21 protein-coding genes and 1 pseudogene are annotated in these 23,901 nt (G+C 68.2%); 12 read left to right on the top strand and 10 right to left on the bottom strand.

What is annotated here, in order from left to right; translation table 11 throughout:
• Window positions 1–789: hypothetical protein (locus K2Z83_RS21005; protein WP_220597144.1), on the bottom strand; the 789-nt coding region annotated here is incomplete at its 3' end.
• A gap of 272 nt (window positions 790–1,061) precedes the next feature.
• On the opposite strand from K2Z83_RS21005, the gene recJ reads away from it, so the two are divergent.
• The gene (gene recJ / locus K2Z83_RS21000; RefSeq protein ID WP_220597143.1) at window positions 1,062–2,774 is read left to right on the top strand and encodes a single-stranded-DNA-specific exonuclease RecJ; all 1,713 of its coding nucleotides are present in this window, start codon (window positions 1,062–1,064) and stop codon (window positions 2,772–2,774) included.
• Between the two features lie 75 nt (window positions 2,775–2,849).
• On the opposite strand, the gene K2Z83_RS20995 is transcribed toward recJ, so the two are convergent.
• From K2Z83_RS20995 to K2Z83_RS20985, 3 genes are all read right to left on the bottom strand, one after another.
• Complete coding sequence (locus K2Z83_RS20995; protein WP_370650238.1) at window positions 2,850–4,589, bottom strand: HD domain-containing phosphohydrolase; 1,740 nt, start codon at window positions 4,587–4,589, stop codon at window positions 2,850–2,852.
• Window positions 4,590–4,620: 31 nt separating this feature from the next.
• Window positions 4,621–6,225 (bottom strand): DUF512 domain-containing protein, encoded by a 1,605-nt coding sequence (locus tag K2Z83_RS20990; RefSeq protein WP_220597142.1) that lies wholly within the window; start codon window positions 6,223–6,225, stop codon window positions 4,621–4,623.
• A gap of 112 nt (window positions 6,226–6,337) precedes the next feature.
• Window positions 6,338–7,384: an acyltransferase gene (locus tag K2Z83_RS20985; protein ID WP_220597141.1), complete on the bottom strand. Its 1,047-nt coding sequence runs from the start codon at window positions 7,382–7,384 to the stop codon at window positions 6,338–6,340.
• Window positions 7,385–7,826: 442 nt separating this feature from the next.
• On the opposite strand from K2Z83_RS20985, the gene K2Z83_RS20980 reads away from it, so the two are divergent.
• From K2Z83_RS20980 to K2Z83_RS20970, 3 genes are all read left to right on the top strand, one after another.
• Window positions 7,827–8,711, top strand: coding sequence for an MBL fold metallo-hydrolase (locus K2Z83_RS20980; protein ID WP_220597140.1), 885 nt, complete (start codon window positions 7,827–7,829; stop codon window positions 8,709–8,711).
• Window positions 8,704–9,459: a hypothetical protein gene (locus tag K2Z83_RS20975; protein WP_220597139.1), complete on the top strand. Its 756-nt coding sequence runs from the start codon at window positions 8,704–8,706 to the stop codon at window positions 9,457–9,459. The genes K2Z83_RS20980 and K2Z83_RS20975 overlap by 8 nt, the downstream gene beginning before the upstream one ends.
• A gap of 80 nt (window positions 9,460–9,539) precedes the next feature.
• A complete protein-coding gene (locus tag K2Z83_RS20970; protein ID WP_220597138.1) occupies window positions 9,540–10,442 on the top strand; it encodes a Uma2 family endonuclease in 903 nt (300 codons plus the stop codon).
• Window positions 10,443–10,482: 40 nt separating this feature from the next.
• Here K2Z83_RS20970 and K2Z83_RS20965 read toward each other — a convergent pair whose 3' ends face one another.
• Both K2Z83_RS20965 and K2Z83_RS20960 read right to left on the bottom strand, forming a co-directional pair.
• Window positions 10,483–10,788 carry an MGMT family protein gene (locus tag K2Z83_RS20965; RefSeq protein ID WP_220597137.1) on the bottom strand — a complete coding sequence of 102 codons (306 nt, stop codon included), beginning with the start codon at window positions 10,786–10,788 and terminating at the stop codon, window positions 10,483–10,485.
• A 9-nt stretch (window positions 10,789–10,797) separates the two neighbouring features.
• A complete protein-coding gene (locus K2Z83_RS20960; protein ID WP_220597136.1) occupies window positions 10,798–11,562 on the bottom strand; it encodes an SDR family oxidoreductase in 765 nt (254 codons plus the stop codon).
• A gap of 234 nt (window positions 11,563–11,796) precedes the next feature.
• Between K2Z83_RS20960 and K2Z83_RS20955 the strand changes: the two genes are divergently transcribed.
• The 4 genes and pseudogenes from K2Z83_RS20955 to K2Z83_RS29640 all read left to right on the top strand — a co-directional run.
• Entirely contained in the window at window positions 11,797–11,994 is a 198-nt protein-coding gene (locus K2Z83_RS20955; RefSeq protein ID WP_220597135.1) for a hypothetical protein, read from the top strand.
• A gap of 316 nt (window positions 11,995–12,310) precedes the next feature.
• Window positions 12,311–13,858, top strand: a complete 1,548-nt coding sequence (locus K2Z83_RS20950; RefSeq protein WP_220597134.1) for a VanW family protein — start codon at window positions 12,311–12,313, stop codon at window positions 13,856–13,858.
• On the top strand, window positions 13,842–14,660 hold the full coding sequence (locus tag K2Z83_RS20945) for a hypothetical protein (protein ID WP_255604367.1): 819 nt from the start codon (window positions 13,842–13,844) through the stop codon (window positions 14,658–14,660). The genes K2Z83_RS20950 and K2Z83_RS20945 overlap by 17 nt, the downstream gene beginning before the upstream one ends.
• A 168-nt stretch (window positions 14,661–14,828) precedes the next feature.
• Window positions 14,829–15,017: pseudogene (locus K2Z83_RS29640) on the top strand (CsbD family protein); the annotation flags it as partial.
• A 138-nt stretch (window positions 15,018–15,155) separates the two neighbouring features.
• Here K2Z83_RS29640 and K2Z83_RS20935 read toward each other — a convergent pair.
• Window positions 15,156–16,520 (bottom strand): sigma-54 dependent transcriptional regulator, encoded by a 1,365-nt coding sequence (locus tag K2Z83_RS20935; RefSeq protein ID WP_220597133.1) that lies wholly within the window; start codon window positions 16,518–16,520, stop codon window positions 15,156–15,158.
• 371 nt (window positions 16,521–16,891) lie between these two features.
• Between K2Z83_RS20935 and K2Z83_RS20930 the strand changes: the two genes are divergently transcribed.
• Complete coding sequence (locus K2Z83_RS20930; RefSeq protein ID WP_220597132.1) at window positions 16,892–17,830, top strand: N(4)-(beta-N-acetylglucosaminyl)-L-asparaginase; 939 nt, start codon at window positions 16,892–16,894, stop codon at window positions 17,828–17,830.
• A 167-nt stretch (window positions 17,831–17,997) separates the two neighbouring features.
• Here the strand turns inward: K2Z83_RS20930 and K2Z83_RS20925 are convergent, their stop codons facing one another.
• The 3 genes from K2Z83_RS20925 to K2Z83_RS20915 all read right to left on the bottom strand — a co-directional run bounded on the left by K2Z83_RS20925 (window position 17,998) and on the right by K2Z83_RS20915 (window position 20,793).
• The gene (locus tag K2Z83_RS20925; protein WP_220597131.1) at window positions 17,998–18,645 is read right to left on the bottom strand and encodes a response regulator transcription factor; all 648 of its coding nucleotides are present in this window, start codon (window positions 18,643–18,645) and stop codon (window positions 17,998–18,000) included.
• Window positions 18,646–18,704: 59 nt separating this feature from the next.
• Complete coding sequence (locus K2Z83_RS20920) at window positions 18,705–20,000, bottom strand: GAF domain-containing sensor histidine kinase (RefSeq protein WP_220597130.1); 1,296 nt, start codon at window positions 19,998–20,000, stop codon at window positions 18,705–18,707.
• 247 nt (window positions 20,001–20,247) lie between these two features.
• Window positions 20,248–20,793, bottom strand: coding sequence for a GNAT family N-acetyltransferase (locus K2Z83_RS20915; protein ID WP_220597129.1), 546 nt, complete (start codon window positions 20,791–20,793; stop codon window positions 20,248–20,250).
• A gap of 152 nt (window positions 20,794–20,945) precedes the next feature.
• Between K2Z83_RS20915 and K2Z83_RS20910 the strand changes: the two genes are divergently transcribed.
• The 3 genes from K2Z83_RS20910 to cbbX all read left to right on the top strand — a co-directional run bounded on the left by K2Z83_RS20910 (window position 20,946) and on the right by cbbX (window position 23,811).
• Window positions 20,946–22,391 (top strand): form I ribulose bisphosphate carboxylase large subunit, encoded by a 1,446-nt coding sequence (locus K2Z83_RS20910; RefSeq protein ID WP_255604365.1) that lies wholly within the window; start codon window positions 20,946–20,948, stop codon window positions 22,389–22,391.
• An 82-nt stretch (window positions 22,392–22,473) separates the two neighbouring features.
• Window positions 22,474–22,893 carry a ribulose bisphosphate carboxylase small subunit gene (locus tag K2Z83_RS20905; protein ID WP_220597128.1) on the top strand — a complete coding sequence of 140 codons (420 nt, stop codon included), beginning with the start codon at window positions 22,474–22,476 and terminating at the stop codon, window positions 22,891–22,893.
• A 6-nt stretch (window positions 22,894–22,899) separates the two neighbouring features.
• A complete protein-coding gene (gene cbbX, locus K2Z83_RS20900; protein ID WP_220597127.1) occupies window positions 22,900–23,811 on the top strand; it encodes a CbbX protein in 912 nt (303 codons plus the stop codon).
• Window positions 23,812–23,901: the final 90 nt, after the last annotated feature.

The raw sequence follows: 23,901 nt of genomic DNA, 5'->3' as shown, positions 1-23,901 counted from the left end.
GAGATCCTGGAAGATAGCGATATTGTGAGCGATGTCGCTATCGAGATCGACTAGGCTGCTGAAGGACTGGCTGAGGCGCCCGGCGTCGGCGAGGATCTGCTCACCATCGGGGGAGTCGCTCAGCAGGTCGCTCAGGTGCCTGAGGCGCAGCCGCACCGTGTCGGCGAACTCCTGGCGCTGGGTCGAGAGGTAGGCCAGGCTGTCGGAGCGCAGCTGGAGGATGAGTGCGTTCACCACTGGGTCGGCGAGCCGCTGCGTGCTGATGTCGATCTGGCTGAGTCGGGCCCGCAGGTCGGCCTCTAGCCCGTCGGTATCGCTGCGCCGGCTGATCTGCTCGACCGTCGCCTGGAAGGTCTGCTCGTAGCTGTCGAGGAGCGGGCGCAGGCGGGTGGAGGCCTCGCGCAGGGGCGAGTCGTGATCCTGCGCGACGTCGACGCCGTGCAGCGCGCCCATCTGATCGAGGTAGGCGCGGGCGGCGCCCAGGTGCTGGCGGTTGGCCGCGATCAGGGGCTGGGCGTCGGCGAGCCCGATCACACGCCAGGAGCTGATGAACTCGCCCTCGCTCTGGCGGGCCATCAGGAAGGCGTTCTGCACCTGGAGGCTAAGGTCGCGCTCATCGGCGACCTCCTGGAGCGTGTCGTTGATGCGGCGCGTCACCGCCTGCTGGCCGACGACGGCGATGACGGCGCTGATCAGCATCAGTAGCACGATCAGCCCAAGCCCGAGGATGAGCTGGCCGCGAATAGTGGTGAGACGGCGGGCGAAGGTGCTCTGTCGTGTGGGAGGCATGCGGGTGTGCTATCTGCAATTGACAATCGCGCGACGGGCTTCCTCTCAGGATCTGCCACGCATCATTGTACATCTCGTTTGTCTTCCCGCCGGCACCGGGGGGGCGGGACACCAAGGGCTTTGCGTGCGCGGGGTAACTTTGCGCACTGTGAGGCGGTGTATATGTAGGCGTGAGCCCTCGCGCCTCAGGCGCTGTTGACACTCCCCCCGGAGGCACTATAATGCCCGTTGGTACCTGCACGGAAACCGGCCATAGCCAGAAGAGATCCGCGATGCCCCTGTCTGCACGCCGCAAGCGATGGGATCTGATGCCCGTCGCCCCGCCCGACTTCGCCCGCCGTATCGGCCGCACCCCCCTGCTGGCGACCCTGCTCTACCAGCGCCAGCTGCGCGAGCCGGGCGCGGTGCAGCAGTTTATGGACGCCGACTACCGCAGCGGCCTGCACGACCCGATGCTGATGAAGGGGATGCCCGAGGCCAGCGCCCGCATCGCCCGCGCCATCGCCGAGGGTGAGCCGATCGCGGTCTACGGCGACTTCGACACCGACGGGGTCACGGCGGTGACGCTGCTCGTCCAGGCGGTCACGGCCATGGGCGGGGACATCCGGCCCTACATCCCCCACCGCACCCGCGAGGGCTACGGCCTGAATAACCTGGCGGTCGGCCAGCTCGCCAAGGACGGCGTGCGCCTGCTGATCACCGTGGACTGCGGGATCAGCAATGTGGATGAGGTGGCCCAGGCTAACGCACTCGGCCTCGATGTGATCGTCACCGACCACCACCACCCGCCCGCGGAGCTGCCCGCCGCCCTCGCCGTGGTCAACCCCAAGCAGCCCGGCTGCGCCTACCCCTACAAGCAGCTGGTGGGCGTCGGCATCGCCTTCAAGCTCGTGCAGGCCCTCGTCAAGCGCGGCCTGCGCCTCGGCGAGCTGCGCGGGCGCGACCTGCTCGATGTGGTGGCCCTCGGCACCGTGACGGATATGGGGCCGCTGGATGGCGAGAACCGCGTGCTGGTGAAGGCCGGCCTCGACGCGCTGAACGCGACGCAGCGCCCCGGCCTGCGCGCCCTGGTCGAGGTCTCCGGCCTGACCCTGGGCAAGGTCAGCTCCTCGGACATCGGGTTTATGCTCGGCCCGCGGATCAACGCCGCCGGCCGGCTGGACGACGCCGTGCGGGCCTACGAGCTGCTGCTGGCCGATGGCTACGCCAAGGCGAAGGCGCTGGCCGATGAGCTGAACCAGACCAACCGGGCCCGCCAGGAGCTGACCAAGCAGGTGCAGGCGGCGGCCAAGGCTATGGCCGAGGCCGAGGGGCGTTCGGAGCGGCGGGTCGTGGTGCTCGACGGCGAGGCCTTTCAGGCCGGCGTGGTCGGCCTGGTGGCCGGCAAGCTGGCCGAGGAGTGGGGCCGCCCGGTGCTGCTGATCGAGCGTGGCGAGCCTACCTCGCACGGATCAGCCCGCTCGGTGCCGGGGTTCAGCATCATTGACGCGCTCACCAGCTGCGGCGATCTGTTCGAGCGCTTCGGCGGCCACTCGGCGGCGGCGGGCTTCACCATCGCCAACGAGAACATCCCCGCGCTGGACGAGCGGCTCCAGGCGATCGCCGCCGAGCAGCTGAGCGATGAGATGATCCAGCCGAGCATGCGCGTGGACGCCGAGGTGGGCCTGAACGATCTGAGCTGGGATATGCTGGCCGACCTGGCTCAGCTGGAGCCGTTTGGGCAGGCCAACCCCCAGCCGAACCTGATGAGCGCCGGGGTGCAGGTGGTGGACGCCCGCCCCCGCGGGGCCGACGGACAGCACCTCAAGCTGGTGCTGCGCAAGGACGGCGGCGCGCCCTATGAGGCGATCGCCTTCCGCCTGGGCCACCTGGCCGACGCCCTGCGCCGCCACCCGCAGATCGATGTCCTCTACACCCTGGAGGTCAACGAGTGGAACGGCGCGCGCAAGCTCCAGCTGAACGTGAAGGATTTCCGGCGCGCATGATCGCATATATGCCTGGTGTGCGGCGAAGCCGCACACCAGGCATATATGAAAAATATACGGGCGGCGAAGCCGCCCCTACCCGGCCCGCTCGTCCTGGGTCTTGATATGCCCACACTCGCGGGCGCGCACCAGCGCCTCGACGCACCCCGGGTCGAACTCCGTCCCGGCGGCCGAGCGCAGGATCGTGATCGCCTGCTCGGCGGTGCGGGCCGGGCGGTAGGGGCGGTGGCTCGTGATCGCGTCGAACACATCGGCGACCGCGACGATCCGGCCGAAGATCGTGATCTCATCGCCCTTGATTCCGGCGGGGTAGCCGCGGCCATCGAGCCGCTCGTGGTGCTGCGAGAGCGCCTGCCACGAGTTCTCAAGCAGCTCCAGGTCGAGCAGGCCGTTCTCGCGCAGGAACTCCAGGCCGTAGGTGGGGTGCTGGCGCATCTGGCGGAACTCGGCCTCGGTGAGCCCCTTGCGCTTCTTGAGGATGCGGTCGGGCACGCGGATCTTGCCCACGTCGTGGAGCTTGCTGGAGATGCGCACCCGGTAGACATCCTGGCTTGGCAGCCCGAGCTCCTGGGCGATCGCCACCGAGAAGTCGCTCACCCGCTGGCTGTGGCCGCGCGTGTAGGGGTCCTTTAGGTCGATCGCGCCGGTGATCGCGTCGATGATCCGCGTGAAGAGCTTGTCCGTCTCCTCGTAGAGCCTGGCCAGCCGGATGACCGTGGCGGCCTGGCTGGCCAGCGACTCGAACAGGCTGATGTCATCCTGCGAGAAGGCGCGCTTGCTGAAGGGGTTGAGCGCCTGTGCGCCGCCGATCACCTGCTCCTCCACCTCGCCGCGCTCGCCACTGAGGATAATCTTCGGCGCGCGCATCGGCACGCAGAGGATGGCCCGGGTCTGAAATCCGCTCTGGGCGTCGATGTTGCGGTAGAAGCGATCATCCTTGGTGACATCGTTCACCACCACCGTCTCGCCAGTGTCGACCACGTGGCCGATAATGCCGTGGCCGCTGGGCACGCGGCTGGCGTGCATGTGCTCGCGCATCTCGCCGGTGGCCAGGTGCAGCACCAGGTCGCCGCTCTGCGCGTCGCGCAGCCAGATCGAGGTCGCCTCCACGCCCAGCAGCTCGCAGGCGTGGGTCATGATCCGGTTCAGGAGCGTGTCGCTGTCCAGCGTGGTCGTCAGGTTTGAGATGATCTCGACCAGGGCCTGCTGGCGCTTGGCGCGCCGCTGGGACTCCTCAAGCAGGCGGGTCTTCTCCACCTCCGTCACCAGCCGCGAGCAGAGCAGTTCGATCAGCGCCAGCTCGTCGGCGTCGTCGCAGGTGTCCATGGGCAGGTTGAAGACCTGGACGACACCTACCGGCTGGCCGCGCAGGATGAGCGGGACGCAGTACATCGTGCGCAGGCGCAAGCCGGCCAGCTCGCCGGTCGCCCGGTCCCAGCGCGGGTCGCTGGCGACATCTTCGATGAAGAGGGGGCCGGCGCTGCGCAGGGCCTGGCCCGCCACGCCGCGGTCGGCGCTGATGCGCGACCCGACCAGCCGCCCGCTCTCGGCGCTGCCGTGCACCACCTTAAACTCCAGCTCGTGGGTCGCCGCGTCGTAGAGGTAGAGCGTTCCCGCCTCGGCCTGGGTGACGCTGATGATCAGGCCGAGCATCTTATCGAGCAGGGCGTCGAGCTCCGTGCTGGCTGCGATCTGGTTTGCCTGCTGGATGACCTCGACATACTGCTGGAGCCGGGTCTGCTGGACAGTCATAGGTGCCCCCTCGTCGGATTGCAGATCGCTCGATTGCAGATTGTAGATTGATCTGTTCTTCATCGCCGCTCTCAATCTGCAATCTGCAATTGCATCACCGGGCCTGGGCCAGGGCGCGCACGTAGCGCGCGAGCTCGGCCGGGTCGCCGGCCAGGGCCACCGGCACGCCGGCGGCCTCGGCGATCTGCTGCGGGCTCTGCTCGTCGATCGTGCGCGCGCCCTGGTAATCGAACATCACCCGGGGCAGGATGGCGCGCGTGCAGCCGCTCGCCCGCAGGGCCGGGATGACATCTTGCGCGGTGAGAAGCCCGCTGACCGTCACCGTCTCGCCGAAGAACTGGTTGACCACCGGCAGCACCTGGACGCTCAGCCCCTCGATCGTGTTCAGCCGGGCGGCGACCTGCTCCATCATCGGGCCGACGAGGGTGCCGCAGACGAGGGCGACGCTGGCGGGGTGGGGGATGCGCGCCGGCAGGCGCCGCTTGGCCTTCGCCCACCCGTCCAGGAAGTCGCGCACCATGCCGATGCCGTTGGAGTACTGCGGCATATCGTCGTAGAAGTCGGCCGCGGGCGTCTCGCGGCCTGCCAGGATGTAGAACTCATCGCTGGGGTAGACCAGGGTCAGCCCGTGCTCACGCTGGTAGCGCTGGCTGTAGCCGAGGATCAGGTCGAGCACCTCGGTGGCCTCCGCGCCGGTGTAGCAGCGCAGCGGCACGTCGGTGGCCGCGCCCAGCCGCGAGCAGAAGCCCAGGGCCGGGTCGTGGAGGGGCGCGGAGGCAGGAGGCAGGTGGCTGGAGGCAGGATCCGGTGCGTTGCTCAGCAGGATCATCGGTTGCCCCGAGGCACTGCGCTTCTCTTCCTCCTGCTTCCTGCCTCCTGCCTCCTCCCAGAGAGGCTGCCGCTCCCAGTTCGTGTCGATCCACTCGGGCGTCTCGTGGACCTCGATGGCGGCGCGGATGGACTTGGGCGCCTTGCCCTCGAAGCGGTACTTGGTCAGGCCGACGGGCACCACCGCGATCGACTGGACGATCGGGTAGAGCGCGGCCATATCCTCGATGCTCTGGCGCAGCACGTCGCCGTCGTTGACGCCGGGGCAGGCCACGATCTGGGTGTGGACGGCGATGCCCATGCTGCCGAGGCGGCGGATCTGATCGCGCACATCGGGCACATCGCGCTTGCCGAGCATCACCGCGCGCCAGGCCGGGTCGGTGGCGTGGACGCTGATGTTCATCGGCGAGAGATGCTGCTCCTCGATGCGCCGCCAGTCGTCCTCGGTCAGGTTGGTGAAGGTGACAAAGTTGTTGTAGATGAAGGACAGGCGGTAGTCGTCGTCCTTGAGGTAGAGCGTCTTGCGGAAGCCCTTCGGCATCTGGGTGAGGAAGCAGAAGGGGCACTTGTTGTTGCAGGTGCGCAGCCGGTCGAAGAGCGGCTCGTCGAAGTCGACTCCCAGATCCTCGTCGGGGTCCTTCTCGATCTCGTAGATCGACTCGACGCCGGCGGCCGAGCGCACCAGCACCTCGATGCGCTCATCGGCGATGGTGAAGCGGTAGTCGATCACGTCGCGCAGGCGCTGGCTTCCCACGGACACGATCATGTCGCCGGGCTGGAGGCCAAGCTCGGCGGCGATGCTATCGGGCCGGACGGCGCTGATCAGGCCGCCCTCGCCCGTGATATGTTTTACGTTTGGCTGGTATTCCACAGTGGATATTTACTCGGTGTCTGCTCGTTGCAGGGCACGATATGGCATACTCGTGTCTGGAAGTACTATTATACTACACTGCGCTCAATGATGTACCCCTGCGCGGGTCGGATCACCTGCCAGCGCCCCTGTCGTACGCTCTTGCGCGCCTGATCATCGGCTGCTCGATCGCCCTGAACGTGATCGTTGCCACGCCGAGGGTGGTCGCCGACCAGATGGCGACGCTGATGATTGGCCCGCCGATCGGGGGGATCATCAGGGTGATCGGCAGGTGCAGCAGGTAGATCGAGTAGCTGATGCGGCCGATGAGCTGGAGGGGCGGCAGCGCTAGGAGCGGGCTGTCGCGCAGGGCGTAGGCCCCGATAAATACGACGTAGCTGGCACTCCAGGCGCTGATCAGAAAGAGGTTGTCCCACCAGCCGCTGTAGCGCATGAGCGAGTCGACCAGTGCTGCGGCGATATTCACCGCGAGGCCGAGCGCAGCCAGGCTCAGGGCCGCGCCCGTGCTGATCTGGCCCTCGGCGGCGCGGTGGAAGAGCACCCCGCTGAACATAATCACCAGGAACCCACAGAGCGCCAGCGGCACCTTGGGGCCGCCCAGCAGCGGGGCGACTACCTCGACAATCAGGGTCGCGCCGATCATCCCGGCGGTAATGGTTATGCTGTAGCGGTTGATCTTTGCGAACACAGAGAAGGTGACGATCAGATAGAAGATCAGCTCAAAGCTCAGTGACCAGTAGATGATCTGGAGATGCGGGGCGCCGAGCATGTTCTGGAGCATCGTCAGGTTCGCCAGCACGATCAGCGGCGCAGCGGCGGCGATCTGAGGGTTAGGCCGAGTGAGGCCCAGCGCTATCACGGCGGCGGTGGCGAGCACGCTGCACCAGTAGAGCGGGTAGAGCCGGTAGATCCGGCGTCGCCAGAAGCTACGCAGCGACGGCGCGTGCTCGATCGAGGGCTGGATGATGAACCCACTGCACATGAAGAAGACGGTGACGCCGAAGCTGCCAGAGTCGAATATGCTGAAGCGGAACTGCCCAAAGCTCGGCGAGACCTCGCTGAGCATATGGGCGAGCATCACTGCGAGGACGGCCAGCGCCCGCAGGGTGTCGAGGAAGGCGAGTCTTCGCGGTTGGGCGACGCGTGTGTGAGTTGACATGGCACCTTGGTGGGCGAGTGTCGATGTGCGGCGTAGCGCGACTGCCCTCGCGGCCAATCCTAACACTCTCCCATAACGGCGTGTGCCCATCAGGCACATGATACACTGATGGTGCTGCGGCGCGGCGTAGCCGCGCCGCAGCACCATCAGTTTTTTTGTGGGGGAGCGAAGCTCTCCCACGCCCTCACCGTACACGGTGTTGCTGCTGGCAACATAACGGCGGGGAGGCGTCCTCGCGACAAGGCCCGCGGCCAGCCGGCACTGTCGGGCGCGCGGCCCGGATAGACAAACCTCGGGCGGGTCGGTATAATCGGCTACACACAACTCCCCGTGCTTCGCACCGTGCCTCCACGCCGCGTCTGGCTCGCCGTGGCGGACTCTGCTTGTAGGCTGTGGGCCGAGCTTTTCCAGCGCGACATCTGGCGCATGTATGAGGTGAGCAATGTCTTCCAGCCCAGCCCAGATCACCGCCGGCCTGTGGGTGTTCCCGAGTCGCTCGATGAACTATAACGCCGGGGTATTCCTGCGCGATGGCCGGGCGCTGCTGATCGACCCGGGGCCGCACCCGGATGAGACCGACGCTATCGCCGCCTTTGTAGCCGAGCGCGGGGCAGCCGTCGCCATGATCGTGCTGACCCACAGCCACTGGGACCATATCCTGGGGCCGGAGCGGCTGCCCCCCGCGCCGATCGTGGCCCAGGCCCGCTACCCGGAGACGGTCGCGCGCGACCGGGAGATCATCCTGCGTGAGGTGGCGCGCTGGGATGCTCAGAACGGCCACGAGCGCACCGCGCCGCTGGTCATCCCGACGCCCGACCGGCTGATCGGCGACGTGGGCGAGCTGGAGTTTGCCGGGGCGCGGCTGCAGATCATGCACATCCCCGGCCACGCCAACGATCAGCTGGCGATCTTCTGCCCCGATGAGGGCTGGCTCTGGGCGGCCGACACCCTGAGCGACTGTGAGATCCCCTTCATCAACGAGAGCCTTTCCGAGTATGAGGCCACCATCGAGCGCCTGTCCGCCGTGCCGGCCGGCCTGGCGGTGCCCGGCCACGGCAGGCCCGCCCTCACCCCGGCCGACATCGCGGCCCGCGTCGCCGAGGATAGGGACTACCTCGCCAGGCTGCGCGCCGGGGTGGAGTCGGCGCTGGCATCCGGCGGTAACCTGGACGCTGCGAAGGCCGCCTGCGCCGGCCTCCGCCTGAAGAATGAGGCCGAGAACCGTGGGGAGCACCGGGTGAATGTGGAGAGCGTGTTCATCGCGCTGGGCGGGGCGGCCGACCCCGACCAGTTCGGCTGGAAGCAGAGGGCGCTGAGCGGTGGCTAGCCCGCTGGAGTACGAGCACTGGCTGCCGCTGCTCGGTCTGCCGCTGGCGGTGCGCACAAATAGCCGGGCGCTGAGCGAGGCGCTTGACAGGGAGCTCCCCCTGGGCGACTGGGCGCACCTGCCGACGGAGCTGATCGAGTCGGTGCCGACGCTCCAGATCGATGTGTTGCTGGCCGAGGCGACCGGTCAGATCGGCGATCTGCGCCTCTTCCGCCACGGGCCGACGGCCTTAGCTGGGGATGGCTCGCGCCTGCTGCTGTCCCAGGCCGACCGGGGCTACGGCCTGGCCTGCCTGCCGCCCGATGCGCTCGGCGATGCGATCACGGCGATCTGGGAGCTGGGCGCGCTGCTGGCCCGCGCCCACGGGCGGACGCCGGTCCGGTCGGCGGCGCTGGCGCACGCCGGTCGTGCGGCGCTGCTGATCGGCGAGGGCTGCGGCCCGCTGCTGGATGCCTGCGTGGGGCGGGGGATGCGTCTCCTGTCGCGCGGCGTTGTCCATGTGAGCGACGGCGCGGGCGGGCTCCAGATCTGGGGCGACGGCGCGGGCGGCGACCTGCTGCGCTGCGCGGGGCCGGCGACGGTGCTGCTGGTGGGGCGGGGCGCGGGGCGGGCCAGCCAGATCGCCCCGCTGCCGGTTGTGGCGCTCGATGTCCTGGGCGATCTGACGGGGTTGGTGCGGGCGGCCTACCGGCTGCAGGCCGGCGATGATCTCGGGATGGCGGCGGCCCTGGTCGCCCATGTGGCGTAGGCTGATGCGAACAGGTGTTTGACAACGCGCGCCGGATATGCTATCCTTATCCGTGTAGACATGGCGAAGGGAGGTACCACATGAGCGCCGGCATCAAGCGCGGGAAGCCGCTGTATATACTCTACCCCGAGAGCGATGGCCAGCCGATCGCCGAGAACACGCGCCAGTTCCGCTGGATCGTCACGATCGCCGGTGGGCTGGAGGCGATCTTCGCCGACCAGGACGATGTGTTCGTGGCTGGCAACCTGCTCTGGTACCCGGTCGAGGGCCGACCCGACATCCGCGTCGCCCCCGACGCGCTGGTGGCCTTTGGCCGGCCCAAGGGCGACCGCGGCTCGTACATGCAGTGGCTTGAGGCGGGCGTGGCACCGCAGGTCGTCTTCGAGGTACTCTCGCCGGGGAACCGCCACCGCGAGATGGTGCGCAAGTTCCGCTTCTACGAGGAGTACGGGGTCGAGGAGTACTATCTGTACGACCCGGAGGCCAACGAGCTTGAGGGCTGGCTGCGCACGGGCGACGAGCTGCTAGAGATTGTGCAGATCGATGGCTGGGTGAGTCCGCGCCTCGGGCTGCGCTTTGTGATCGGCGTAGAGGAGCTGGAGATCTACCGGCCAAATGGGCGGCGTCTGCCAACCTACGAAGATGTACTGCTTGGGCGCGACGGGCTCGCCAAGAAGGCCGATGCGGCCCAGCAGTGGGCCGAGGCGGCCCAGCAGCGCGCCGAGGCGGCCGAGCGGCAGGCGTCCACGGCGATCCAGCGCATGCAGCAGGCGCTCCAGCAGGCCGAGGCGGCGCAGCGACGGGCCGAGGCGGTGGATCGGGAGATTGTGGTGGCGCAGCGGCAGGCCGAGGTGGCGCAGCGGCAGGCCGAGGCGGCGCAGCGGCAGGCCGAGGCGGCGCAGCGGCAGGCCGAGGATGAGCGCGCGCGCGCCGAGCGTCTGGGCGAGCGACTCCGTCATCTCGGGGAAAGCCCGGACGCGTAGGGACGTGTAGGGACGCAGCGCGCTGCATCCCTACACGTCCCTACGCCTCCTCATCCCACAGGTAGACCGCAAGATCCACCCGATCCCGCTCATCGACGGCGACGCCCTCGGCCAGCAGGCGCGAGCGCTGGTGCTCGCGCCCGTAGGCGTTGGAGATATAGCCACCGGCGTTGACCACCCGCCACCAGGGCACGGCGGCGTCGCCGCGCAGGGCGTGGAGGGCGTAGCCGACCATGCGCGCGTGGCCGGGCAGGCCTGCGGCAACGGCGACCCGCCCGTAGCTGCTCACCCGGCCGGGCGGGATGCGGCCCACGGCGGCGTAGATGTCATCGTAGGGACGCAGCACGCTGCGCCCCTACGCCAGGCGGCCGCCGTCGACGGCCAGGGTGGCGCCGGTGACGAAGGACGACGCATCGGAGCTGAGCCAGAGCACGGCGGCGGCGACCTCCTCGGGCGTGCCCATGCGGCCGATCGGCTCGCCCTCGGCGAACGATTTGCGGGCCTCGCGGTCGCCGCCGGTGAAGCGGTCGATCATCGCTGTGTCGATCGTGCTCGGGCAGACGGCGTTGACCCGAATGCCGCTGCGGGCGTACTCCAGGGCCGCCGCCTTGGTGAGGCCCACAATGCCGTGCTTGCTGGCCACATAGGCCGAGACCCCGCGTGAGCCGGTGAGCCCCGACACCGACGAGGTGTTGACGATCGTCCCGCCGCCCTGCTTGAGCATCTGCTGGAGCTCGTACTTCATGCAGAGCCAGACGCCCTTCAGGTTGATGTCGATCACCTTGTCCCAGACATCCTCTGGGTAGTCGGCCAGCATCGCCTGGGCTCCCTCGATACCGGCGTTGTTGTGGGCGATGTCGATCCGCCCGTAGGTCTGCGCGGCCCGGTTGATCAGCATCTCTACATCGGCGCGGCTCGACACATCGGCGCGCACAAACATCGCGTCGGTGCCCTCGGCCTTGCAGAGGCTCGCCGTCTCCTCGCCGGCCGCCTCGGAGATGTCGGCGACCACAACCTTGGCCCCCGCCCGCGCGAAGGCCAGGGCGGTGGCCCGACCGATCCCGCCGCCCGCCCCGGTGATCAGGGCGACCTTCCCGCTCAACTGCCCTACCTCGGCCATGGGTTGCCTCCTTTATGATGTATCGATCGCAGATGCGAGACAATCAAAAATGTACGACTCTCCTTGCCTCCACATGATACCATTTTTCACAATATATCGCCTGATGAACGGCGCTCATCGTATATGCCTCAGAGATAACACTATTTTCACTTTCTCCTACCGACGCCCGGAAGGTTGAGGCGGCGCGTTTAGATGCATGGATTACGCACTTATTATGTTCACTGGGAGGCATCCATGCACGAGTCACGGAAGGAGCTACCGACGCGCAGCGAGCGGCATCTGGCGACGGACCCGATCAGCACGAGGCCGACGATCCGGATGAATGCTCGTGTCGCCGGGGATGTGTCGCTGTTCGACGATGACACGAGCGCTGATAGCGCATCTGAGCGGACGGTGATCTGGCGCTGGCAGCTGCGCCGGCGTCGGCAGTAGCGATGTCACCTCCCGGTGGGGGTGCGGGGCGGCGAAGCCGCCCCCGCATTATTTGTTAGACAAGGTTTCAGAAGGGCCGAATCCGGCTGGCAACTGAAGTCGCGCCGGCGGGGAGCGTTGCTCCGGGCGTCGTCGCAGGCCGACGCCGGATCCGCCCACGAAGGTGGGCGGTCGGCCGCAGGCCTCCGCGACGCGGCTTCAGCCGCCAGCGACGTTGCTCATGCCCTGAGTTTTGCCACATAACTCTTGACGATGTGCGGGCTGTGGTGTACACTCCGCTCATCGTTCACCCTTTAGGAAAGCGACGCACGGTACCATGAGCGAGCGGACGGTGTCAGTGCCGCCGCGCGAGCGCCGACGCCCCACCCCGCGCGCGCGCGCCCGCGGCCCTCTGCGGCGGCTCTTCGAGTGGCTGCTTGTGCTGCTCACCCTCGCCGCCCTGGCGGCCACCCTGGCGACGGCGGCGGTGCTCCTCGGCGAGCGCGGGCTCGCGCAGCGGATCTACCCGCACATCAGCGTGCGCGGCGTGCCGGTGGGCGGCCTCGACCGCGACGCCGCCCGGCGGGCGATCGCGCGGCGTTACGCCTCGTTTCTCTATAGCCCGGTGAGCATTAGCTACGGCGCGCAGATCTGGCGCCCCAGCGCCGAGGAGCTCGGCGTGAGCCTCGATGTGGACGGGGCGGTGGGCGCGGCGCTCGCCATCGGCCGTGAGGACGAGCGGGCCGATAATCTGCGCACCGCCGCCGCCGTGTGGGACCAGGGGGTCGATCTGCCGCTGCGCCTGCTGATCGACCAGGCCGCGATGCAGCGCTACCTGCTGGGCCTCGCCACCAGCGTCGAGGTGCCCCCGACCAACGCCGATGTCGCCCTGGCCGACGCCCAGATCCTGGTGCGCCCGGAGGCCTGGGGCATCCAGGTGATGGTCGACGAGACGATCGCCGAGATCACGGCGGCGGCCCAGGCCCTTGACCCGCAGCCGGTGGTGCTGCGCACCCGCGCCCTCGAGCCGCGCGTGCGCGACGCCGACATGGCCCCGGCCGTCGCGCGGCTGCGCACCCTGCTCGACGGGCCGATCTCGCTGTCTAGCCCGAGCAGCCGCTGCGCTCCGGGCTGCGGCTGGGCGTGGCCGACCACCCAGATCGCCGGATGGCTCAGCCTGCGCCACACGACGGGCGATGATGGCCGCCCCGCTGTGGCGGTGAGCGTAGACCAGGGCGCGATCCGCAGCGCCCTCATGCCTGTCGCCGCCGCGCTGCGCGAGGAGGGCACCCTGCCCCGGATCGACTGGAACGACGGCGCGCTGCGCATCGCCACGCCGGGCGACCCGGGGCGCGGACTGGACGCCTCCCAGGCCCTGGCGCAGATCAACGCCGCGCTCGGCGGCGGGCCGCGGGCGATCCGCCTGCCGCTGGTCGCCCTGCCCCCACCGGTGAATGAGACCAACCTGGCCAGCCTCGGCATCACCGCGCAGGTTGGGCTGGGGCTCAGCTCCTTCTCCAGGTCTGAGCAGTACCGGATCACCAACATCCGGGCCGGGGCGCGCCAGATGAACGGCGTGCTCATCCCGCCCGGCGGCACCTTCTCCTTCAACGATAACCTCGGCCCGGTGACGGCTGAGAACGGCTTTGTCGAGGGCTACGCGATCATCCAGAACCGCACCCAGAAGGAGTGGGGCGGCGGGCTGTGTCAGGTGAGCACGACGGTGTTCCGCGCGGCCTTCTGGGGCGGGCTGCCGATCGTCGAGCGCCACGAGCACTCGTTCCGCATCAGCTGGTACGAGGAGCTCGGCGAGCCGCCCGGCCTCGACGCCGCGATCTTCACCGGCGTGCAGGACATGCGCTTCACCAATGACACCGGCGGCTGATCTGCGCGGGGCCGACCTGCCGCTGCTGGTGAAGGACCTGGCCCGCTTCGCCGATGTGATCTACGCCAGCCGCCCCGGCACGACGCCCGGCGAGGGCCAGCGGGCCCAGGATGTGCTGGCCCGCTACCAGCTCGATGAGGCCCGCCTGAAGCGGATCTGGGCCGAGTCGCTGACGGCCTTCCGCACCGACAGCGGGCGCACCCCGCTCTCGCAGATCATCCAGCGCGTGCTGGCCGACCGCGAGATCGTGGTGCTCTCCTTCTCGCAGGAGGGCGCCCACGACGCGGTGCCCTACTTCCTGCTCAACGAGATCCTGACCCGGCTGCGCCAGGTCATCCACCGCAGCTTCCACGGCGGCCAGCAGAGCAACGCGCTGGTGGTGCTCGACGAGGCCCACCTCTTCGCCGGCGAGCACGCCAGCGAGAGCGCCGACGGCGCGCGCACGCGCACCCTGCTCGCCCAGAGCGTGCGCATGACCGGCAAGTACGGCGTCGGCTGGCTCTTCATCACCCAGACGCTGCACGACTTCGACAAGACCATCCTGCGCCAGCTGCAGGTGAAGGTCTTCGGCCAGGGCTTCAAGCTCGGCGCCGACCGCGAGTTCGTCGAGTCGGAGCTGGGCCGCGAGGGCTTCGCGCGCTACTGCTCGCTGCCCGACCCGAAGCGCACCGGACGCTACACCTTCATGGTCACCGGCCCGATCGTGGCCCTCGGCTCGCTCGGCACGCCCCTCGTGCTCCAGGGCTTCCGCAGCAGCGACGACCTGATGCGGGCCAACCCGCACTGCTTCCGGCCGCTCTGATTGCAGATTGTAGATTGCAGATTGCAGATTGGCAGCTAATCTGCAATCTGCAATCTACAATCTGCAATCCCTCATTGGCACGCATCTTGCCAGATAGATCCGCGACGGCGGCAGCGGCCCCGTCATACCTCGATGAAACAATCAAGGAGGATCTTGATGGCTATTACGATGAACTGGGACGTGATCAAGGGCCAGTGGAATCAGATGAAGGGCGAGGCCCGCAAGCAGTGGGGCAAGCTGACCGACGACGACTGGGATCAGATCGCCGGCGAGCGCGATAAGCTCTTCGGCCGGCTCCAGGAGCGCTACGGCTGGGAGAAGGCCCGCGTCGAGCGCGAGGTGGACACCTTCTTTGGCTCGTCGAACTCGGACTTCGCCCGTGGTGAGCGCACCGAGGCACGTAGCGACGCCAATCCGGACTTCGCCCGCGGCCAGGATAAGTAGGGCCGTAGTGTGGCGCGGGCCAGGGGCGAATATCGCCCCTGGCCCGCTTTTTTACGCCGAGCTCAGCTCATCCTCGGGGACGCCGAGCAGCTGCGCGGCGGCGGCCCGGTCGCCTCCGCTGCGCTCGATGGCCAGGTCGATCAGGCGCTGGCGGGCGGCCTGGAGGGCGGCATCGAGCCCGCCGCCCATGTCGAGCAGGCGGCCGAGGGCGTCGGCGAGGCTGCGGTCGTGGGCCGAGCCGCCCTCGGCGATCAGCATGTGCTCGGGGCCGATCAGGCTGCCCTGGGCCAGGATGACGGCCCGCTCGATGGCGTTCTCCAGCTGGCGCACGTTGCCCGGCCAATCGTAGCTGGCGATCTGTGCCATGGCCGCCTCGCTGAGCCGGGCGTTCCTCCCGCCCACGCGGTGCTTGCGCAGGAAGTGGTCGATCAGCAGCGGCAGGTCGTCGGAGCGGTCGCGCAGCGGGGGCACGTGGATGTTCACGACGTTCAGGCGGTAGTAGAGATCCTCGCGAAAACCGCCGGCTCCCACGTCTTGGTGCAGATCGCGGTTGGTGGCGGCGATCACCCGGATGTCGACCCGCACCGCGATGTTGCCGCCGACTCGCTCGAAGGTGCGCTCCTGGAGCACGCGCAGGAGCTTTTTCTGGGTGTTCGGGCTCATCTCGCCGATCTCATCGAGGAAGATCGTGCCCTTGTTGGCCTGCTCGAATCGCCCCTTGCGCTGGGCCATCGCCCCCGTGAAGGCGCCCTTCTCGTGGCCGAACAGCTCGCTCTCCAGCAATGTCTCGGGCAGGGCGGCGCAGTTGACGACGACAAACGGCCCCTCGTGGCGCATCGAGCTGCGGTGGAGCACCTGGGCGACCAGCTCCTTGCCGGTGCCGCTCTCGCCGGTGATCAGGACGGTCGCCTCGCTGGCGGCCACCCGGCCGATCAGCTTGTAGACCTGCTGCATGGGCGCGCTGTGGCCGATCAGGATGTCGCGCGGGTCGGCGGGGATGCGCTTCTCCAGGGCGATCAGGCGCCGGGTGAGCCGGCGGTGCTCCAGGGCGCGCTGGACGGTGTGCAGGATCTCGTCGGTGTCGAAGGGCTTGGCCAGGTAGTCGTAGGCGCCGCGCTGCATGGCCTCGATCGTCATGGTCGATGAGTCTTGGGCGGTGATGATCAGGACGGGCAGGTCGATGCCCTTGCTGCGGATCTGCTGGAGCACCGCGAGGCCGTCCGGGGGCGGCATGCGCACATCGAGGATGGCCACATCGGGCTGGATCTCGGCGCTCAGGGCGGCCAGGGCCTCGCTGCCGGTGCCGGCGAGGATGGTGCGCGCGCCCTCCTGCTCCAGGATGTCCTGGAGCATCTCACGGATCGGCGCCTCGTCATCGGCGATGAGGATGGTGCTCCCCTCAAGTTCAAGGGCCATAGGTTGTCACCTCATGTAGACACATGCGCGGCCTACCGCCGCGCCTCGTGGCGGCGCTGGCCACACTGTGGGCGATTGTCAACCCGGCGGCATTCGTGTATCATTATAGCCGCCGAAGCTGTGTGATGAATATGCGGTTGCTTGTGCGATCCGGCGCTCTCGGATGTCGACCGCTCGCCTGAGGCCTCTATGACCGCACCGTCCTGCTTATTGCGGTGGCGGAGCTTGTGGGGCGCGACTCGCGCGGCTGAGCGCTCGGCTCCTCGTATTCTTTTCTAGACAGCGACGAACGACGCCCTGCTCTGTCATTGGTCGCTCGTCGTTCGTCGTCAATTCATCGGCAGACCGACAGTAGAAAGCAGCGAGAGACAATGCTCCTGATCGCAAGCAGCAACGGCGACGTGGGGATGGATGCGGCCTGGGAGATTCTGGCGGCCGGCGGATCGGCGCTGGACGCGGTGGAGGCTGGGACGCGGCTGGTGGAGGATAACCCGGCCGACCACTCGGTGGGCTACGGGGGCTTCCCGAACCTGCTCGGCGAGGTGGAGCTAGACGCCTCGATCATGGATGGCTCCAGCCTGCGGGCGGGGGCGGTGGGGGCGCTGCGCGGCTATCGCTACGCGATCACGCTGGCCCGCCGGGTGATGGATGAGCTGCCCCATGTGATGCTGGCCGGCGAGGGCGCGGCGCGCTTCGCCGCCGAGCTGGGCATGGAGCGCGAGGACCTGCTGACCGAGCCGGCCGCGCAGGTCTGGCGCGAGGGCATCGCCGGGCGGCTGCCCGAGCAGTTCCGCGACGCCCAGGGCGCGGTGATGGCCGACCTGCTGCGCCGCGCGGCGGGCCTGGCGACTGACCCGGAGCGGGCCGCCGGCACGGTGAACTTCATCGCCCAGGATCGCGCGGGCCGGATCGCCTCGGCGGTGAGCACGAGCGGCTGGGCCTGGAAGTACCCGGGCCGCCTGGGCGACTCGCCGATCATCGGGGCGGGCAACTACGCCGACAGCCGCTACGGCGCGGCGGCCTGCACGGGCTGGGGCGAGCTGGCGATGCGGGCCTGCACCGCCCGCAGCACGGTGCTCTACCTGCGCCAGGGCATGGGCGTGGAGCAGGCCTGCCGGGCGGCCTTCGCCGACCTGGACGACCTGGGGATGGACCCGGCGAAGGTGATCATGAACATGGTCGCCGTCGATGCGGCGGGCGGCTTCACCGCGCTGAGCACGGCGGATGGCCGCAGCTTCGCCTTCCGGCGGGATGGCATGGGCTCCTTCGATCTGGCGCCGCGGGTGTATGTGGCGCCCAGGGGGCTGTAGGGAAGGGCTGCCGCCCTAAAAATCAGCGCCACATGCCGCACTGGTTCTGCTGCGGCGCGGCGTAGCCGCGCCGCAGCAGAACCAGTTTTTGTTAGCGCGAATAAAGAGCTTCGCTCTCCCACACCCTCTCCGTGCGCAGCGCGGAGGGACGTAGCGGGCTACCGTCCCTACTCCAGCTCGATGATGCCCAGGCGCAGGGCGAATAGCACCGCCTGCATGCGGTTCGGCTGGCGCAGCTTGCCCAGGATGCTCTTGATGTGCGAGCGCACCGTCTCCTCGGTGACGGTGAGCGCCTCGGCCATCTCCTTGTTCGAGCGGCTGGTGGCCATCAGGCGCAGCACATCGAGCTCGCGAGGGGTGAGCTGGGGCGGCAGCAGGGGCTGCTGGGGCGATGCCCCGGCCGACAGCCGCCGTAGGACGCGGCGGGTGATGCTGGGCTGCAGGTAGGCGTGGCCGTCGGCGAGCACCCTGATCGCGTGGAGCAGCTCCTCGGCGGGGGCGTCCTTGAGCATGTAGCCGTCGGCACCGTGCTCAAGGGCCGTCATCACCTCCTGCTCGGCGCCAACCCCGGTGAGGATGAGCACCCGCGTCCTCGGGGAGACCTCCTTGATCGCGCGGCAGGTGAGGGATCCGCCCATCCCCGGCATCTTCAGGTCGAGCAGGACGACGCCGGGGCCGAGGGCGCGAACCTTCTCGATGGCGGCCATGCCGCTGTCGGCCTCGCCCACAACCTCAATGTCGCCCTCGATCTTGAGCATGCTCATGATCCCGTGGCGTACGACGGCGTGGTCATCTACGATAAAGACGCGGATCATGGATTCACCTCCGGGCAAGGTGCCTGCCGTCTGCGCTGTGGCGGCTCAGGCGTGATCGGTCAGGCATCGCGGATGCGGAAGGGGATCATCACGGTGAGCGTGGTGCCCTCGTCGGGCGCGCTGTCGATGCGCAGCTGGCCGCCGATCGTCTCGGCGCGCTCGCGCATGCTGGTGAACCCGTAGTGCCCCCGGGCGTTGCTCCCGTGCAGGATGCCGGCCAGGTCGAAGCCCCGGCCGTTGTCGGCGATGCGCATCACCACCTCGGCGCCCTGGCTCAGCAGGGTGAGCTTGGCCTGGCGGGCGGCGGCGTGCTTGGCCGCGTTGTTCAATGCCTCCTGGGCGATGCGGTAGAGCTGCCGGCGCGTCAGGGCGGGCAGCATGTCGAAGACGGCGTCGACCTGGAGGAAGAGCAGCGGCCGGGGCGGCGCGGCGATCTCCTCTAGGTAGGCGGACAGCTCCTCCTTGAAGCGCGCGGCGTCGAGGTCGTCGGGCCAGAGGTCGAAGATCGCGCGGCGCAGCCCCTGGGCGGCGTGCTGGGCCTGGGGCAGCAGGTAGAGCAGCTGCTCGCGCACGGACTCGGGGTTGGCGGGGAGCTGGCGGGCGCACGCGCCGATCGTGTAGGTGATCCCGTAGAGCTGCTGCGAGATCGCGTCGTGGATCTCCAGGGCGATCCGCGCGCGCTCCTCCTCGATCGCGAGGCGCTGCGCCCGGCTGACCACCGTCTGGATGCCGCCGATCATCACGGCGGTGTGGTTGGCCACGTGCTGGAGCAGGTCGCGGTCGGCGGCGGTGAGCGCCCGCCCGCCCAGCGGGTTGTCCACGATCAGGACGCCGAGGGGCTGGCCGAGCAGCACCATCGGCAGCACGACGTAGCCGCACAGGCCGAGCAGCGCGTTCGCCTGCACATCGCCGGTGGGCGACCTGCCGTCGGCCACCAGCAGGGGCGTGCCGCTGCGCAGCGACGCCACCAGCGGCCAGCTCTCATCGTCGAGGGGCAGGCGGGCGGTGTGGGGCATGCGCTGAACGTGGCCCCCCGGCCCGCTGGTGCTGCACAGCCACCCGGTCAGCACCATGTCGTGCGTCTCGACCACGGCCAGCACCGCGCGCTCGTAGCCCAGCTCGGCGGTGATCAGGGTCAGCACGCGCTCGTGGACCTCGGAGATGTCGCTGGCCGACTGCATGGCCACGGCGAGGGCGTGGGTGACGTGGAAGACCCGGCTGATCCGCTCAAGCTGGATGTGCTCGGTCTTCAGCATGCTGTTGACCCGCTCCAGGCCCTCCACGCGGCGGCGCAGGGCCTCCACCTCGCTGTCTGGGGCGGGGTCGGGTGTCTGTGTATGGGTGGGGGCTGTCATGCGCCCATTATACCAAAGGGCTGCGGCTTACAAACCGGCGATGCTGGTGTGTGGCCTGGCCTCCCCGCCCCCTACACCCTTTAGGGACGGACAGGCGGCAGGCGGCAGGCGGCAGGATTCTGCATTGGAATGCTGTCCGGCTCCCCCTCTCCCCTGCTGGGAGAGGGGGTTGGGGGGGTGAGGGCCAATAGCCCGCTCCAATGCCATGAATCGCCCATTGCTCATATGTTCTGTCCGCCCCTAAACCCTACACCCGCCGCGCCATCAGGATGTCGGGCCTGCCGGGGCCGTTGGCGTCGGGCACCACGCCGGTGATCACGAAGCCGCAGCGCTGGTAGAACGCGTAGGGGTGGCGGCGCAGGTTGCGGATCGACGCGATGTGCGGCCACGGGTCGGGGTAGAGGTCCACCCCGCTCAGGCTGGTCATGTCGTCCTCGTCGTCGCTGCCGAGGGTGAGCGTCAGCCCGCCGCGCGCCCGCACCGCTACGACGAGATCCTCCACCAGCGCCCGCCCCACGCCCCGCCCCTGGCTCTGCGGGCGCACCACCAGCGGGTGCAGCTCCCAGACCATGGCGTAGCTCGGCATCCCGCCCACCCAGCCCAGCAACACGTTGTGGTCGTCTACGGCGGCCCGGCAGACCTTGCCGCCCTCCAGGGCCTCGGCCACCTCGGCCCGCGCCGACTCGATGTCCGGCCAGGCCGTGGGCCAGTGCGCGGCGAATCCCTCCACCAGGGCCTCGGCGGCCCGATCGATCGCGCGCGCGCCTGCATTGTGTAGGTCGACAATATGCATGGTATGATCTCCTTGCTTTGACCTCCAACTCCGGGGGGTGAGGAAATACCCCCCTGTTGGTGATTTCCATCACAACAGAAACTGTGTACCATATACTATAGGTAATCACCAATATGTGTGCGTCCCGATGCGAGCTGAAGGAGAATACAGGTATGGCCGGATCAAACAATGATGCCCAGAAGAGCCGCTGGTCCTCGGGCGTAGCCCCCTATGTCGAGATGGGCTACTACGACGCCGACTACCAGCCCAAAGACACCGACATCCTGTGCGCGTTCCGCATCGTGCCCCAGGAGGGCGTCGACCCGATTGAGGCCGCCGCCGCCGTGGCCGGCGAGAGCAGCACCGCCACCTGGACGGTGGTCTGGACAGACCGGCTCACCGCCCACGAGCACTTCCAGGCGAAGGCCTACAAGGTCGACCGGGTGCCCGGCACGGATCAGTATATCGCCTTTATCGCCTACGACATCGACCTGTTCGAGGAGGGCTCGATCGCCAACCTCACGTCGAGCATCATCGGCAACGTGTTCGGCTTCAAGGCGCTCAAGAGCCTGCGCCTTGAGGATATGCGCATCCCGCCGATCTACACGAAGACCTTCCAGGGTCCGGCCCACGGCATTGTGATGGAGCGCGAGTACCTGAACAAGTTCGGCCGGCCGCTGCTCGGCGCCACCACCAAGCCGAAGCTCGGCCTGAGCGCCCGCAACTACGGCCGCGTGGTCTACGAGGCGCTGCGCGGCGGCCTGGACTTTGTGAAGGACGATGAGAACATCAACTCGCAGCCCTTCATGCGCTGGCGCGACCGCTTCCTGTTCTGCATGGAGGCCGTCAACAAGGCCAGCGCGGCCACCGGCGAGATCAAGGGCCACTACCTGAACGTCACCGCCGGCACCATGGAGCAGATGTACGAGCGGGCCGAGTTCGCCAAGGATCTGGGCAGCGTGATCATCATGATCGACCTGACCATCGGCTACACGGCGATCCAGAGCATGGCCAACTGGTGCCGCAAGAACGGCATCATCCTGCACCTGCACCGCGCCGGCCACAGCACCTACACCCGCCAGAAGACCCACGGCGTCAGCTTCCGCGTGATCAGCAAGTGGATGCGCCTGGCCGGCGTCGACCACATCCACGCCGGCACCGTCGTCGGCAAGCTGGAGGGCGACCCGAACAGCGTGCAGGGCTTCTACGCCACCCTGCGCGAGAACAAGATCGCGCCGAACCCGGTGCAGGGCCTCTACTTCGAGCAGGACTGGGTGAGCATGCCGGGCGTGATGCCGGTGGCCTCGGGCGGCATCCACGCCGGCCAGATCCATCAGCTGCTGCACCTGCTGGGCGAGGACGTGGTGCTCCAGTTCGGCGGCGGCACGATCGGCCACCCCGACGGCATCGCCGAGGGCGCGGCCGCCAACCGCGTGGCGATCGAGGCCATGATCCAGGCCCGCAACGAGGGCCGCGACTACCTCAACGAGGGGCCGGAGATCCTGGAGCGCGCCGCCAAGTGGTCGCCCTCGCTCGCCAAGGCCCTCGAGATCTGGAAGGATATCACCTTCGAGTATGCCAGCACCGACACGCCCGACGCGGTGGTCACACCCTCATAATCACGGTAAAAGGTAAAAGGTAAAAGGGCGCTGAGGTCTTTACCTTTTGCCTTTTGCCTTTTGCCTTCTGAAAGGAAGCGACATGCGAATCACTCAGGGGACCTTCTCCTACCTGCCCGACTTCGACGACGACCAGATCAAGGCCCAGATCCAGTACTGCCTGGATAACGACTGGCCGATCGCCATCGAGTACACCGACGACCCGCACCCGCGGAACAGCTACTGGGACATGTACGGCCTGCCGATGTTCGACATCAAGGATCCGGTGGCGATCATGCAGACCCTGGCCGAGTGCAAGGCCACCTTCCCCAACTACTACGTCCGCATCTCGGGCTACGACCGCTCGCTTGGTCGGGCCACCACCGCGCTCCAGTTTATCGTCCAGCGCCCCGCCGACGAGCCCGGCTTCCACCTGGAGCGCCAGGAGACGGGCGACCGCCAGATCCGCTACACCATCCGCTCCTACGCCGCCGATAAGCCGAGCGGCCGGCGCTACGAATAACCAACTATGGCAGATACCCTAGAGACCCCGAGCGCGCAGATTGACCTGGACCAGGTCTGGCAGAGCTCGGAGATCCAGTCCCTGCTCGATCAACTCAACGAGGAGCTGATCGGGCTGGTGCCGGTGAAGACACGCATCCGCGAGATCGCGGCCATGCTGCTGGTGGCCCGTCTGCGCGAGCAGCACCAGATGCTCACCGACCGGCCGACGCTGCACATGAGCTTCACCGGCCGCCCTGGCACTGGCAAGACCACCGTGGCCATGCGCATGGCCAAGATCCTGCACTCGCTCGGCTATGTGCGCAAGGGCCACCTGGTGGTGGCCTCGCGGGACGACCTGGTGGGCCAGTATGTGGGCCACACCGCGCCGAAGACCAAGGAGATGCTCAAGAAGGCCATCGGCGGGGTGCTCTTCATCGACGAGGCGTACTACCTCTACCGGCCCGAGAACGAGCGCGACTACGGCCAGGAGGCGATCGAGATGCTCCTGACGGCCATGGAGAACCAGCGCGACGACTTCGTCGTCATCCTGGCCGGCTACAAGGAGCGCATGGACACCTTCTTCCAGTCGAACCCGGGCTTCCACTCGCGGATCGCCCACCACATCCACTTCCCGGACTACAGCCTGGATGAGCTGGTGGAGATCGCCGACCTGATGGTGCGCCAGCAGATGTACGCCTTCGACGACGACTCGCGGGCGGCGTTCCGCGAGTACCTGGATCTGCGCGTGCAGCAGCCGCACTTCGCGAACGCCCGCAGCGTGCGCAACGCCCTGGATCGGATCAAGCTGCGCCAGGCCAACCGGCTCATCCGCGCCGGCGGCAGCATTGTCGCCAGCGACCTGGCCCGCATCGACGCCGAGGATGTGCGAGCCAGCCGGGTCTTCCGCGGCGGCTCGACTGCCGACCAGGCAGGCTAGCCCTTAGGGCTGTCGTCCTAAAAACCTACGTTCCATTGGCCACAAGGGCCAGCGAAGCTGGCCCTTGTGGCTAATGGAACAAATACTCAG

This window comes from Oscillochloris sp. ZM17-4 (assembly GCF_019599295.1).
Lineage (GTDB): Bacteria > Chloroflexota > Chloroflexia > Chloroflexales > Chloroflexaceae > Oscillochloris.
The sequence above is the reverse complement of the archived record's forward strand: the minus strand, read 5'-3'. Positions and strand labels throughout refer to the sequence as shown.

Excerpts from the sequence above, each read along its gene's own strand:
- recJ (WP_220597143.1), top strand. The coding sequence starts at position 1,062 with ATGCCCCTGTCTGCACGCCGCAAGCGATGGGATCTGATGCCCGTCGCC.
- K2Z83_RS20995 (WP_370650238.1), bottom strand. The coding sequence starts at position 4,589 with ATGAAGAACAGATCAATCTACAATCTGCAATCGAGCGATCTGCAATCC.
- K2Z83_RS20985 (WP_220597141.1), bottom strand. The coding sequence starts at position 7,384 with ATGTCAACTCACACACGCGTCGCCCAACCGCGAAGACTCGCCTTCCTC.
- K2Z83_RS20980 (WP_220597140.1), top strand. The coding sequence starts at position 7,827 with ATGTCTTCCAGCCCAGCCCAGATCACCGCCGGCCTGTGGGTGTTCCCG.
- K2Z83_RS20970 (WP_220597138.1), top strand. The coding sequence starts at position 9,540 with ATGAGCGCCGGCATCAAGCGCGGGAAGCCGCTGTATATACTCTACCCC.
- K2Z83_RS20960 (WP_220597136.1), bottom strand. The coding sequence starts at position 11,562 with ATGGCCGAGGTAGGGCAGTTGAGCGGGAAGGTCGCCCTGATCACCGGG.
- K2Z83_RS20955 (WP_220597135.1), top strand. The coding sequence starts at position 11,797 with ATGCACGAGTCACGGAAGGAGCTACCGACGCGCAGCGAGCGGCATCTG.
- K2Z83_RS20950 (WP_220597134.1), top strand. The coding sequence starts at position 12,311 with ATGAGCGAGCGGACGGTGTCAGTGCCGCCGCGCGAGCGCCGACGCCCC.
- K2Z83_RS20945 (WP_255604367.1), top strand. The coding sequence starts at position 13,842 with ATGACACCGGCGGCTGATCTGCGCGGGGCCGACCTGCCGCTGCTGGTG.
- K2Z83_RS20935 (WP_220597133.1), bottom strand. The coding sequence starts at position 16,520 with ATGGCCCTTGAACTTGAGGGGAGCACCATCCTCATCGCCGATGACGAG.
- K2Z83_RS20930 (WP_220597132.1), top strand. The coding sequence starts at position 16,892 with ATGCTCCTGATCGCAAGCAGCAACGGCGACGTGGGGATGGATGCGGCC.
- K2Z83_RS20925 (WP_220597131.1), bottom strand. The coding sequence starts at position 18,645 with ATGATCCGCGTCTTTATCGTAGATGACCACGCCGTCGTACGCCACGGG.
- K2Z83_RS20920 (WP_220597130.1), bottom strand. The coding sequence starts at position 20,000 with ATGACAGCCCCCACCCATACACAGACACCCGACCCCGCCCCAGACAGC.
- K2Z83_RS20915 (WP_220597129.1), bottom strand. The coding sequence starts at position 20,793 with ATGCATATTGTCGACCTACACAATGCAGGCGCGCGCGCGATCGATCGG.
- K2Z83_RS20910 (WP_255604365.1), top strand. The coding sequence starts at position 20,946 with ATGGCCGGATCAAACAATGATGCCCAGAAGAGCCGCTGGTCCTCGGGC.
- K2Z83_RS20905 (WP_220597128.1), top strand. The coding sequence starts at position 22,474 with ATGCGAATCACTCAGGGGACCTTCTCCTACCTGCCCGACTTCGACGAC.
- cbbX (WP_220597127.1), top strand. The coding sequence starts at position 22,900 with ATGGCAGATACCCTAGAGACCCCGAGCGCGCAGATTGACCTGGACCAG.